This is a genomic window from Verrucomicrobiota bacterium, from assembly GCA_016871535.1.
In the GTDB taxonomy this organism is placed as follows: domain Bacteria; phylum Verrucomicrobiota; class Verrucomicrobiia; order Limisphaerales; family SIBE01; genus VHCZ01.
The window spans coordinates 1-12,641 of sequence record VHCZ01000179.1; the positions used below are offsets into that span (position 1 = coordinate 1).

General features: G+C 60.5%; 10 protein-coding genes. 5 read left to right on the top strand and 5 right to left on the bottom strand.

The features are described 5' to 3' along the window. Positions 1-304: 304 nt before the first annotated feature. Positions 305-3,910 carry a c-type cytochrome gene (locus tag FJ398_19640; GenBank protein ID MBM3840134.1) on the bottom strand — a complete coding sequence of 1,202 codons (3,606 nt, stop codon included), beginning with the start codon at positions 3,908-3,910 and terminating at the stop codon, positions 305-307. 192 nt (positions 3,911-4,102) lie between these two features. On the opposite strand from FJ398_19640, the gene FJ398_19645 reads away from it, so the two are divergent. The 4 genes from FJ398_19645 (at position 4,103) to FJ398_19660 (ending at position 7,961) form a co-directional block, all read left to right on the top strand. Further along, positions 4,103-5,071: a sugar ABC transporter substrate-binding protein gene (locus FJ398_19645; GenBank protein MBM3840135.1), complete on the top strand. Its 969-nt coding sequence runs from the start codon at positions 4,103-4,105 to the stop codon at positions 5,069-5,071. A 193-nt stretch (positions 5,072-5,264) separates the two neighbouring features. Next, a complete protein-coding gene (locus FJ398_19650) occupies positions 5,265-5,810 on the top strand; it encodes a hypothetical protein (protein ID MBM3840136.1) in 546 nt (181 codons plus the stop codon). A 5-nt stretch (positions 5,811-5,815) separates the two neighbouring features. Beyond that, the gene (locus FJ398_19655; GenBank protein MBM3840137.1) at positions 5,816-7,315 is read left to right on the top strand and encodes a sugar ABC transporter ATP-binding protein; all 1,500 of its coding nucleotides are present in this window, start codon (positions 5,816-5,818) and stop codon (positions 7,313-7,315) included. A 172-nt stretch (positions 7,316-7,487) separates the two neighbouring features. Then, entirely contained in the window at positions 7,488-7,961 is a 474-nt protein-coding gene (locus tag FJ398_19660; GenBank protein MBM3840138.1) for a hypothetical protein, read from the top strand. Positions 7,962-7,981: 20 nt separating this feature from the next. Here FJ398_19660 and FJ398_19665 read toward each other — a convergent pair whose 3' ends face one another. Beyond that, the gene (locus tag FJ398_19665) at positions 7,982-8,569 is read right to left on the bottom strand and encodes a hypothetical protein (GenBank protein ID MBM3840139.1); all 588 of its coding nucleotides are present in this window, start codon (positions 8,567-8,569) and stop codon (positions 7,982-7,984) included. Positions 8,570-8,776: 207 nt separating this feature from the next. Continuing rightward, on the bottom strand, positions 8,777-10,165 hold the full coding sequence (locus FJ398_19670; protein MBM3840140.1) for a hypothetical protein: 1,389 nt from the start codon (positions 10,163-10,165) through the stop codon (positions 8,777-8,779). Positions 10,166-10,474: 309 nt separating this feature from the next. Between FJ398_19670 and FJ398_19675 the strand changes: the two genes are divergently transcribed. Next, positions 10,475-11,134 (top strand): bifunctional 4-hydroxy-2-oxoglutarate aldolase/2-dehydro-3-deoxy-phosphogluconate aldolase, encoded by a 660-nt coding sequence (locus FJ398_19675; GenBank protein MBM3840141.1) that lies wholly within the window; start codon positions 10,475-10,477, stop codon positions 11,132-11,134. A 65-nt stretch (positions 11,135-11,199) separates the two neighbouring features. Here the strand turns inward: FJ398_19675 and FJ398_19680 are convergent, their stop codons facing one another. Further along, positions 11,200-11,727 carry a peptidylprolyl isomerase gene (locus FJ398_19680; GenBank protein ID MBM3840142.1) on the bottom strand — a complete coding sequence of 176 codons (528 nt, stop codon included), beginning with the start codon at positions 11,725-11,727 and terminating at the stop codon, positions 11,200-11,202. A 37-nt stretch (positions 11,728-11,764) separates the two neighbouring features. Next, positions 11,765-12,460 (bottom strand): peptidylprolyl isomerase, encoded by a 696-nt coding sequence (locus tag FJ398_19685; GenBank protein MBM3840143.1) that lies wholly within the window; start codon positions 12,458-12,460, stop codon positions 11,765-11,767. Between the last annotated feature and the right edge of the window lie 181 nt (positions 12,461-12,641).

A 12,641-nucleotide genomic window follows, 5' to 3' on the forward strand; every position in this document is an offset into this window, starting at 1 on the left:
AATTGGTTTTCACGAACTGCTTAATTATACACAGTACAGAAAAGTACAAGTGCCAAATCATCTCACCTCCCCTTTTCTTTTGAGGGGTAAATCACCTCAGAGCGACCGACAGAAAAAGTCGCACCCCCGCAAAGAAATCAGGGTTTCAAGTTCAAGTCCCTTCCCTTTCGTGTGTTTGGTGTGTTTCGTGGTGTGAACTGCCGGATCCAGGCTCGATGACGCTTGTTCGATGGCACCGTTGTGGTCGGCCAGGGCGCCGACCACGGCAGGCGAGGCGCGTGCGCTCCCCATCGGAACCAGACGGCTACAGTGCGCCGCCTTTCAGATAAGCCAGCAAGTCCAGCAACTCGTCCGCATTGAGCGCGTTCAGAAGGCCGGTGGGCATGGTGGAAACGGGTTGCGCGAGGGTCTTGCGGATCGTGGCGTTGGATACGGCAACCGATTCGGTCGGGCGCATCAGGTCCGTGGCAATGCGCGTCGTGTGCTCATCGCGCGAAGCGATGCGACCGGACAGAGTCCGTCCGTCCGCCAACTCGAGTGTCATGACTTGATATTGGTCCGGGATGGCCTTGCTGGGGTGAATGGTTGCTTCGAGAATGTCGCGCACCGTGAAGCGCTGGCCCAAAGTCGAGAGGTCCGGACCGATCGCGCCGCCTTCCCCATTGATTTGATGGCAAAGAACGCAGCCGGCCGCAGCGAACGCGGTGCGTCCGCGTTGCGCAGCGCGGCCTGTCAATCCGCGCCCCGCAATGGCCAAGGCCTGGTCCAGGGTCCAATCGCGGCCCGGTCCTTTGGCCACCGGCAATCCTTCCGCAAGCGCCTTTGTGGGCACGTTGATGGCCTCGAACTCGGCACGTTGATCGTCCGGAACTTGTCTCAGGGCAATCTCACGGATGCGGCCCCAGAACTCGCGGTATCCGTGGCCGCCGCGGGAGTGAGCCACGGCATCGGCGATCGACGTGAAATATCGCCGGCGTTGCTCCTTGGTCCAGCCGTCACTGAGCCAGAGCAACGTCTGGGCGCAGTGCATTCGTTCGAGGCGCGGCGCGGATTGCAGCATGTCGCTCACGGCGGCGCCGTATTTCGGATTGCGCACGAAGTAGCCCGAGCCGAGGAGGGGCCGATCGCCGGTGTCGGACTCCATGCGTTCGAGCAGCGGCGCGATCATCGTCGTGTCGCCGAGAAAGCAGAGCAGGCGGGAAAGTTCGCGATTGACCGAGCCGTCCACGTCGGGGAAGTGCAGCCGCAGTCGCTGCGCCGTGGCGATTCGCGTTCCAGCGACGGCTTTCTGGCCGCGCGCGAAGGCGAGTTCATACGCGCGCAAGACACGGAGTTTCTGGCTGGGGGAAAGATTCCACCGAGACTTTTCGCGCATTGAACCCACGAACGGCCCCCTCTCCCGTTCCCTCTCCCCCTCGGAGGGGGAGAGGGTGTCCGTAGGACGGGAGAGGGGGCCGTTCATGGTGAGGGAACTCCAATTGACCTTGTTCAATTGTGCGATGACCCGTTGCTGATCGTCCGGCGATCCTTGGCGGGCAAGGGCGAGCAAGGCCGTGAGCGATATATCGAGATTCGTTTCGGCCAGGGCGTGCTCCCTCCAGGCCGCGACCGGCTGCGCTTCGAGCGCGACGCGGGCGGCGAAGCGAATCGCCCGGTCTGGGTGACCGAGGTGCGGCCAAACTTTCTTCACGGTCGCGGGATCACTGTGACCGTGCGATGCCTCGAGTTCACGGCGGAGTGAGTGAAGAGATCGTTCCTCCGGAGAAAGCTCTTCGCTTCCGACCGGCGCAACGCTTTCGTCGCCGACATAACGCACTCGATAAATGGCCGACCCGAGCTGCCGCCCGCCCACGGTGAAGTAGAGCGCGCCGTCCTTGCCGGCCACGATGTCGGTCAGCGGCAAGCCGGTCCCGCCGATGAATTCCTCGACCTCGGCGCGGTAACTTGCGCCATGGGGCCGCAAGTGAATGGCGTGAATCGTCGCAAAGGTCCAGTCGCACGCGTAGAGCGCGCGTTGATACTTCGCGGGAAACTTCGTGCCGTAACCAAACACAATGCCCGTGGGCGACGCGGGGCCGATGTTCACCACGGGCGGCATGCTGTCTTCCAGGTATTCCGGCCACATGGCCGAGCCTTCGCGCCAGCCGAATTCACCGCCGCTGACGAGGTGACAAATCCGCGTCGGCCGATACCACGGCGTGCCGAGGTCCCATTCCATGTCCGAGTCAAACGTGAACAGGTCGCCCGCGCGGTTGAACGCGAGGTCGTAGCTGTTGCGCAGTCCGCTTGTGATCAACTCACGCTGGCCGCCCGCGGGATCGAAGCGCAGCACCCAGCCTTGGACCGAGTATTTGGCGCTTTCAAATCCGGGCGGCATGGGACGGTCGATGCCATTCATAGCTGAGGGACGGCGCAAATCGACGCCCGACGGAAGCGACGTGCCGTTCCCGCCCATCAGGTGGAGCGACTCGGCATCCGGACTGACGACGAGATTGTGCGGTCCGTGCTCGCCGCCGCCCTTGAGTTCAAAGAGCAATTCGCTTTGATCGAACTGGCCGTCGCCGTCGGTATCCCGCAGGCGGTGCAATCCCCTCTTTGGCGAATTGGTGCTGCCTTCCGCCACGGTGACGTAAAGGCTGTCGAAGGCGTGCAGCAGCCCGTGCGACCAGCCGATGGCGGCCGCAGCGCCTCCAAGTTTCTCGACCTTCGTTTCCGCGCCGGCATTCCCGATCGCTGGCGGAGTGATGCGGTAGATGCCCGGGTTATGCTGCGTCGCGGCGAGCAAACGGCCTTGCGGGTCCACAGCCAGCGCGGTCAGCGAACCGCCATCAGCGGGCACAGTGAAAATTCGTTCCGCTTTGAAGCCGGGCAACGTTGTGATCGTGGAGGAGTGGGCGGGATTCAGCGGATGTCCGGGCTTGTACCAATACGGCCGATCTGCATACACCGTGTCGTCCGCAGATTGGACCACAGGTGGGGTGATGATTCTCTGCGCTGAGCTGGCGCCGGGTGGCACGCTGCCGGCCAGCTTCACGCCTTCCAACGCCAGTGAGTCGAGCCGATACGGATTCTCTTTGGCAGCCCAGGCCATGCCGCGCAGGAGCATCAGGCGGAAAAACGGATCGTCAAACGTCCACATGTAATGGGCAAAGATCGAGACGAACACGCGGGCCTTGGTCCCTGGCGGTTCGTAAGTCCAGAATACCGGCACCGTCTCGACCGTTGCGTCGCCGGGATTCTTCCGCCGGTCGTCGCCCTGGTTGATCTTTTCGTCGGAGGTAGCCAGCACGGTGATGCGGGACCGGTCGCCAATGAATGGCCAATACGGTTCGTCCACGAAACGCATCGAGCGCGGCAACCCCAGGAGGAGCGGATGTTCCGGGTTGGGCAGGCGCAGTTCGGTGAGACCGTGCCGATAGGACGCGGCTTTGTACGAAAGCCCGAAATGCTGCGCGTGGTTTTCCCATTCTTGATCGCAGCCGATGGCCCAGTGAATGGTCACCGCCCCGCCACCCTTCGCCTGGTGCCGCTGGATTTCAGCAAGCTGCTGCGCGTCCCATCGGGTCTTGAGGTAAAATACCGCCAGATCAACTCCCTCCCATTGCTCCGGTTTGGGCCAAGGAAACGCCGTGGACACCCGGACGCCGGGCGCCTTGGCCAGCAAGGCCGCCCACTGTTTTTGCCACGCCGGATAATCGTGCTCGCCCGGTCCATGATCCTTGGGACCGGCGACCAGCAACACGTGCAGCGGACGCAACGAGGCGTTGGCATCCGGTCGCGGCGTGCGCGCCAGCACGGCTTCCACTTCGGCCCGGCTTCGCGGCGCGGGCGCTTCGGCGGCGGTCGCCTGCCAGGTGGCGATCAATATTCCGGCAAGAGGGACGAGAAGGCTATTGAAGACTGTTTTCATGGAAGGTTTTCAAGCAAGGTTTTGCGCGTCCCGGCGAGCCACTCGACGTGCGTGCAACACGTCCGAAACGGCTTGCTGGGGACAGGCTCGCCCTACCGTCGTGTTCATGGAAACGAAGGGTTCCACAGAGGCCGCCGAGATGTAAAGGGATCAGTTTTTGACAACGAGTGAATTGTCCTTACTCTTTCGCGCATGAAAACACGCACCTTTCTCGCTACCGCCGCATTCTTTTCCATCATGCTCGGTTTCTCGGTCCACGCCCGGGCGCAAAAGAAATCCTACACTCTCGGCCTGGTAGCCAAATCGCAGAGCAATCCCGTGTTTCAGGCCGCGCGCGTCGGCGCTGAAGATGCCGCCAAGGATCTGGGCAAAAAGCACGGCATCTCGATCAAGATCGACTGGCGCACGCCCAATGACGAGGATGCCCAGAAGCAAGCCGACGCGATCGAGCAACTCGTCCTCAGCGGCGCGGATGGCATCGCCGTCAGTTGCTCCGACGCCAACAAGCTGACCGATGCGATCAATTCGGCGGTAAAGAATGGCGTGCCGGTGGCCACGTTCGACAGTGATGCGCCCGCGAGCCAGCGCTTCGTCACGTTCGGCGTGGATGATTTCAAGTGCGGCGAGCAAACGATGGAGGAGTTGGCCAAGATCATGGGCGGCAAAGGCGTCGTGGCGATTTTGGCTGGAAACCCGAACGCCCCGAACCTGCAAAAGCGCGTGGCCGGCGCGAAGAGCGCGGCCAAGAAATATCCCGGCCTGAAAATCCGCGACACCTATTACCACAAGGAAACGCCGCAAGACGCCGCGGCGCGCGTCGAGCAAGTGATGCAGTCCAACCCGGACATCGCGGGTTGGTGCATGATTGGCGGCTGGCCGCTGTTTACGGACAACGCGCTGAAATGGCCGCCGGGAACGGTGAAGTGCGTTTCCGTCGATGCGTTGCCGCCGCAATTGGCTTACCTCCGAAGCGGCCACGTGCAGATGTTGCTGGCCCAGCAGGTTTACGAGTGGGGCTACCGTTCGGCGGAACACCTGATCAACAAGATTCATTTGAAGAAGAACCCGTCCGCGTTGCACGATGTCAGCCCCTTGATCCCGGTCACGAAGACGAACGTCGAGCAGTTTGCCAAGAACTGGGAAAAGTGGCTGCCGAAGTAATGGTCCAATGGTCCCATGGTGCCAGTGCTTGCCAGAATCCTCGTCTGTGTTTAGGTTTTGATTCGTGCACGCGAGTTCAATTCGATCTTCATCCTCATGAAAACGAGACCCTCCAGGAAGGCACGCCGTTCTCCCATTCAAAGCCGTGCAATTCGGGCCGCTGAACGTGCGCGCAGTGCGATGCACTCCATGAGTGAGGTGGAAGTGGAAGAGCTTTTTCGAGAAGGAATGGTTCGGGTCTATGGAGGGCAACCCCAAAAGAAAGCTATCGCTGGACACGAACGTTCTGCTTGAAATCGCAGACGCCGCCGACGTTGCATTGGATTTCCTGGAGGTGTTTCGAGCCCGAGGTTACGAACTCCTCATCGCCCCGCGCGTAGTTGCCGAGTTAAGATGGCTGGAACGCTATGGAGCTCCGAGCGAAAAGAGACTCTGCTCAGTCGTCTTCTCAAAGATGCGTGATTGGAGCATCAAGCCATTTGATCTGTCCGAAATCGCGAGGTCCATTGCAGTGCGTTTTGCAGAATCACTGATCTTAAGAGCGCTTTTACCGGAAAGAGAACTGGGCGACGCACGTATCCTGGCTGAGACCGCCGTTGCGGGCATTGCAGTCCTGACAACGTTTGACAGGCATCTCCTGGATATTGAGGAGGATGCCCTCAGGCTGGCCCTTGAAGATGCAGATCTGACGGTCGTGGTTGTCGCGCATCCCAAGCGTCTTCTCCGAGCAATCCGGTGAAGCCAATGAGACCTCCGAGCGTTCTTTCCTTCCACAACATCACCAAGCGTTTCCCCGGCGTGCTGGCCTTGGATGGTGTCAGCTTCGAGGTTCAAGGCGGGAGCTGCCACGCCCTCATTGGTGAAAATGGAGCGGGCAAGAGCACGATGGGAAAAATCCTGGCCGGAGTTTACACCGCAGACGAAGGAGAAATTCGCCTGGATGGGAAGATCATTCACCCCGCCAATCCGCTCATCGCACGCCAACTGGGCATTGCGATGGTGCACCAGGAACTGGCGTTCTGCCCGAATTTGACCGTGGCGGAAAATCTCTGCCTGGGCGATTTGCCGCGGCGCGGCGGCTGGCTGGACCGTCCGCGCATGCGCGACCAGGCTCGGGCCATGTTGCGGGAGATCGAGGCGGAGATCGACGTGAACCTCCCCATCCACCGGCTTTCCACGGCTCAGGAACAAATGGTCCAGATCGCTGCCGCGCTGGGCACGGACGCGCGGATCATCGTGATGGATGAGCCGACCAGCTCGCTGTCCGCTCACGAAAGCGAACATTTGTTCCGGCTTCTAACGCACCTCAAACAGCGCGGCATCACCGTGATTTACGTGTCCCATCGGTTGGAGGAAATCTTCCGTCTGTGCGATCAGGTCACGGTTCTGCGGGACGGACGCCACGTGGCGACGGAAAAAATCTCCGAAACCAACCCCGAGCGCGTCATTCACCAAATGATCGGGCGCGAGGCGAGCGCCTTCGCGCCGAACCATCTCAGTCGGCCGCCTGGAGACGAAGTTCTCCGAGTTGAGAAACTCGCCTCGCCGGGCCGATTTTGGGGAATCACCTTCAGCTTGCGCGCCGGAGAAGTCCTGGGTTTCGCCGGCCTGGTGGGCGCCGGACGGAGCGAAGCCGCCCTGGCGATTTTCGGCCTCGACCCGGCCGCCTCCGGCAAAGTGCTCGTGCGGGGCCGGGAATTGCCCCTGGGATCGGTGACCTCGGCGTTGGCGGCAGGGATCGGATTAGTGCCGGAAGACCGGAAGCGCCAGGGTTTGATTCTAACCATGAATTGCCGTGAAAATATGTCTTTGGCGGTGCTCGATCGGTTGGTGAAGCAAGGATTTGTTCAGGCTGAAAGGGAACAAGTGCTCGCCCGGCGGTATGCGGACCAGCTCCGGGTCAAGACCCCGTCTCTGGAAGCGCCGATTGCTTCGCTCAGCGGCGGCAATCAACAGAAGATCGCTTTGACCAAATGGCTCGCGCGAGACTGCGACATTCTGATTGTCGATGAGCCGACGCGAGGCATCGACGTGGGCGCAAAAGCGGAGATTCATCATTTGCTGGACGAACTGGCCTGCCGAGGGCTGGCGATTCTTGTTATCTCATCCGAACTGCCGGAACTAATGAACCTGTGCCGCCGGATCCTGGTGCTCAAGGAGGGCAGGATCATGGGCGAACTCAACCGCGATGAATTCTCCCAGTCCCGCCTTCTGCGCCTCATGGCTGGAGTCGAGCCAGAGTGATCGGCTTGCTGGCGCTGCACACGCGCTGCATGTCGCTCCCAGACCACACATGTCGTCTATAGACCAGCGTTTCTCGTAGGAGGCCGGGCGGATGCCGCGCTAATCTAATCTAGGGGCGTTCTTAAGAGTCCCAGAATTGTTCAAAACAGCGGCACTGCCTTCACCATGTCCTATGATCGAAACCTGTGAACAACTCATCTGCCACGTGCGGCGCAACCTCGGCTCCTCCAACGCTCTGATCCATCTGAAGGCCCATGAAACACACGGTTTCGTCAGCTTCCGATGGTACGAGCGGGACTTTGTCGTCAAACGGTCGCTGGAAGTGTTCGAAGTCAAAGGGCAGAACCTCTTCGCCACCGGAGCGTCCATGTTGATTCACACCGTGCTCAAGCGGGCGGAAACCGACCGGTTTTCCGCTGAAGGCATTGTGAATTCCCTGCGCACGGCCGAGGATTTGATCGCGGATGAAAAGCAAAGAGACGCCGGGTTCAAGCTGCTGGCCAACATCAAGGCGGCCCTGAAGAAACTCGCCAACAGCAAAGACGAAGTCCCCCACCTCGGCGTGGCCAATGTCCGGGCAACCTTGCCGAAGGAGGTCGCGCAAACCCCGGCGGATCCCCTCGAAGCGGCTGCGGCACGTTACTGATCAGTAGTTTGGGACAGGCTCTAGCCTAAACGCGGTTTCGTCTCGGCGCCGCGTTTGATGCTCTCCCATTTCGCGGCTTTGAGCAATTGGCGCAGGTAACGGAACGACCAGGCGAGCACATGCTCGGCGGAGTTCACGGGGCCGATTTTGAATTTCATCGCGAGCGACAACTCCTCCGCCTTCCGGATCAGTTCCTCGAAACTGCTTTCGCCGATCTCCTGCGCCAGCGCTCTTTCTTTTGGACTGAATTCGTGGGGGCGGAAATTCTCGCCGCCTTTGCCGATTTGTTTGCTCAGCAGCCGGCCCAGCAGCCAGACGAGTTCTTTCAATTTGGAGTCCAGCGCCGACATTTCGGAAATCGCGCTGAACAGGAAGTGCGTCGTCAATCTCTCCTGGGCCTGTTTGTTCAATTCGCTATCCAGGCCGCGATACGCGACAGCAAATCTGAAGGGGTACTTTTCTTGCAGCTTCAACACAAACGCGAGGAGATGCTCCTTGACCAGATTGGCGTCCAGGGGTTGGTCTTCTGCCAGGTTTGCCCGCAGCAATCGCAGCGGTTTGCGATAGCCTGGGATTCGATGTTGTGGCGCTACTGGTTCCGACCCCATACGTTTTTCGGAGCAACACAGCCTGCTCCGGAAACGAAATAAACCGAGATCGGGAAAAGAGCAAGCCGCGGATGGCGGGCTTGGCTGGCCAGCAATTCTCGGTTTGACTTCGGTAGGGCGAGCCTGTCTCAGCGCGCCGCCTCCAACGTGTTCCCAATACGTCGGACATGGCCCGCCGGGACGGACTCGCCCCATGTCGGGATCGCTTTACTTCTCCGCCAGGCAATAGAGGTTTTCCCGACCGCGCAGGAACAACTCCTTGCCGACAATTGCCGGCGAAGCGTCGAAGCGGTCGTCCAGCTTGTTCGTGGCGAGCGGTTCGAGTTTTTCTGATTTATTGACAACCAGCGTCGTTCCGTTGCGCCCCACCAGAAACACCTTGCCCCGAGCGCCGACCGGCGAGGCATAAACGTCGCCTCCCTGTCCGGCTCCCTGTAGCGCCTCGATCCGCGTGGCGTCGATCAGCGGTTTGCCCGTCTTCGCTTCGAAGCAAGAGAGCATGGCGTTGTTGGCTGCGAAAAAGTAAAGCAGATCATCGTAGAGCAACGGCGAAGGGACGTACGGCGTGCTTCGCTCGTGCCGCCACACGATGGCGTCCGTGCCGGTGAGATCGCCCGTCCCGCCCAGCCGAACGGCCAGAAGCTTGTTGCCCCGGAAACCAGCCATGGCAAACACCATCCCATGTCCGGTGACCGCACTCGGAATCGCATTGGGGGTGAGACCTTCGCATTCCCAAATCTGCTTGCCGGTCGCAACGTCATAGCTGCGGGTTTTGCCCGTGGCGCCCACAATGGCTTGCGCGATTCCTCCGTGCTCGACAATGAGCGGCGTGGTCCACGTGGTGGGCTCGTTGCGATCCGTCTTCCAAAGTGTCTTCCCGGTCTTCGTGTCCAGGGCGGTGATGAAGTCGTCGCCCAGATGATCCCAATTGATAATCAGCTTGTCCTTGTACACCGCCGGAGAGCCGCCTTCCCCGAAGCCCATGATCGTGCTCATGTCTCCGAGATCACGTTCCCATTTCAGATTCCCATTCAAATCATAGCAATAAACTCCCCACGAACCGAGCGACACGTAAAGCTGTTCGCCGTCGGTGACCGGCGAATAAGACGCGTAAGTGTTGTTCGGCTGGCGGCCTTCATGGGGAACCTCTTCGCGGGCGACCTTTTGCCAGAGCACTTTTCCGGTGGCGCGGTCGAGACAAAAGACCGTCCACTGATAAATCTCGTTCGGCGGTCCGCCGCCCATGCCGCCTCGGCCGCCTCGCCCACCGCGTCCGCCGGGAGGTTTGCTGGATTCCGCCGGCGGCGGAGCCGCCGCGGGCGCGGCTGCCGTGGCGGGCTTTTTCCCGGTCGGGATGGCCGACACGACGAATATCTTATCGCCCCAAATGATGGGCGTGGAATCGCCTTCGCCCGGGATTTTTACCTTCCATTTCACGTTCTTGGTTTCGCTCCATTCCGTGGGCGGATCGCCGTGCGGTGCGACGCCGTTCTGGAGAGGCCCGCGCCACTGGGGCCAGTTGATCTCGCCCGCGGTCTGGGCCGCTGTCGTCACGACTTGGGACAAGCTCACGCCGCAGGCGAGCAGAACGAACATTCGCAGACTCAACTGGCTGGAGGCAATCGCTCGCGAAGGAGTGATTCTGTTTCTGGGATTGTGGATTGGAGGCTTCATTTCATTTGTCGGGCGGTTAATACGCATTCAGATTTCGGTTTTGCCTGGCAGCGAAGAGCAACTCTGCGCTGCGAACTGGCCAGCTCCGGCTATCGGTGTCCAAAACTTTGCGCTCTGTCCGGTGTCCACGCTGAAGACGGGCAAGGCGCGGGTTTGGTTACGTGGCCGGGCAGATTTGGGATTCGACATTTTTTCGACGTTCGGTCATTCGTCATCCGAACTTTGTTTCCAATGCGACGCAAATCTGAAGTCATCTCGCTGCTGACCAACCCAGGCGTCATCGCGGTCGTCAGAGCGCAAAAACGCGAGCAGGTCCTCCCCCTCGCCGAAGCGCTCGTTCAAGGCGGCGTGATCGCCGTCGAAGTCACCTTGACCACGCCCAACGCCATTGAAGCTATTGAAGAAGCTTCGCAACACCTCGGCGCGCGCGCGCTGATTGGTGTGGGCACCGTCCTGGACGCCCGTACGTGCCGCGACGCGATCCGGGCTGGAGCGGAATTCGTCGTCAGCCCGATCACCAAGGCCGAGATCGTCGAAGCCGCGCACGCGTCAGATCGGCCCGTTATGCTGGGGGCTTACACGCCGACCGAAGCGCAGACGGCGCATGAGCTGGGCGCGGACTTCGTCAAACTTTTCCCGGCGGACGGTCTAGGGCCTGGCTATATCAAAGCGATCCGCGCGCCGCTCCCGCATTTGCGGATCGTCCCGACAGGCGGCGTCGATTTGAACACAGCCGCGGAATTCATCAAAGCAGGTTGCGCCGCGCTGGGGGTGGGTTCGTCTCTCGTCTCTGGGAAATTATTGCAGGAAAAGAACTGGCCGGAATTGACGCGCCTTGCCGGGGAATTCGTCACGATTGTGAAGAAGGCGCGGAGGGGAGCGGGGGAGTAGCGGAGTAAGGGAGTAGTGGGGTGTTGGAGTTGTGGAGTTCAGCACCCCATCACCCCATCACTCCATTACTCCACCGCTCCAGTTCCGGACCCTGCCATGATCCGCACGCTCTCGACCACGACTCGTGTCAGAGGCTTGCTGGTTTCTCCGCCTGCTCCCGGACCCGTCGGGGTCTGTCCGATGCGATCCAACACGCCGTGGCCACGGATGAGCTGGCCGAACGCCGTGTATTTCCCGTCGAGAAAACTCGCGTCGTCCAGGCAAATGAAAAACTGGCTGCCGGCCGAATCGGGCTCTTCGGATCGCGCCATGGAAATCACGCCTCGGAGATGGGGCCGGTCGTTGAACTCGGCTTTGATGGTGTAGCCCGGACCGCCCGTGCCGACCAACGGATCGTCCGTCCGGCTCAACGGGTCGCCTCCCTGAATCATGAAGCCTTTGACGATCCGATGGAACGTGGTGCCATCGTAAAAACCTTCCCGCGCCAGTTTCTTGAAATTCTCGACGGTCAGCGGCGCAACCTCCGGCCAAAACTCGATCACCATTTCGCCGCACGTCGTTTGGATGGCGGCGACCTCGTTGATGGTGCTCATGAACTTTGGTGCGTGGAGGCGGTCCAGCGGACTTTGATCAAGTCCCCGAGCCGCCGACAATCGAGGCAGACTTGATGAAGTCGAGATTGGGGAAGTCTTTCTTCAAGTAGGCGTTCCCTTCCGCCTGGATGCGGCTTTGATCGGGTCCCCGTCCTCGGGGCGCGCCTTCGCCATACTCGCCATTGATCTTGTCCACCACGTCCATTCCCTCGACCACTTTGCCGAAGGAAGAGAAACCCATGCCGTCGAGCCTTTGGTTGTCCGCAAAATTGATGAACAACTGTGTGGTGCGGGTGTTCGGCCCGGCGGTGGCGAACGTGATCGCGCCGCGCGTATTGCTGCTTTTCACGGGGTCATCAGGAATCCTGGCGCCACGCCAGGCGGCGGCGACTTTCGGATCCCCGTGAATCCCGAACTGGCACATGAACCCGGGAATGACGCGGAAGAATTGAACATCGGTGAAGTAACCCGACCGGACCAGATTGTAGAAGCGGTCCGCGCCATTGGGCGCCAACGACCGCGTCACCTCGATCGTGAACTTGCCCTTGGTTGTGTCGAATTGCGCTTTGAAGGTTTCCGGCGCCTTTTCCGTGAGCTTGGCGGGATCCGTGAATCCCGGTGCCGGAGCTGAAGTTTTGTCGTCCGTTTTCACATCTTTTTTCTCCACCTGCGCGTAACCGGTTGCCGCGGCCAGCGCAGTAGCCGCCAAGAATGAACACAAAGTTAATCTCATGCGCATCATCTGCCACGCCACCGCCGCTTTGTCACGCCCCGTTTTGAAATCGTCGAGAACGCCCCACGCCAGAGTTGGAGACAGAATGGCCGGAAGACCAAACGCAGCAATCAGGGAGATCGGCTTGGGAGCCACGGAGTTCATGCCGCTCGGAGGCCAAAGAGCCGCCCAAGACGAAGTC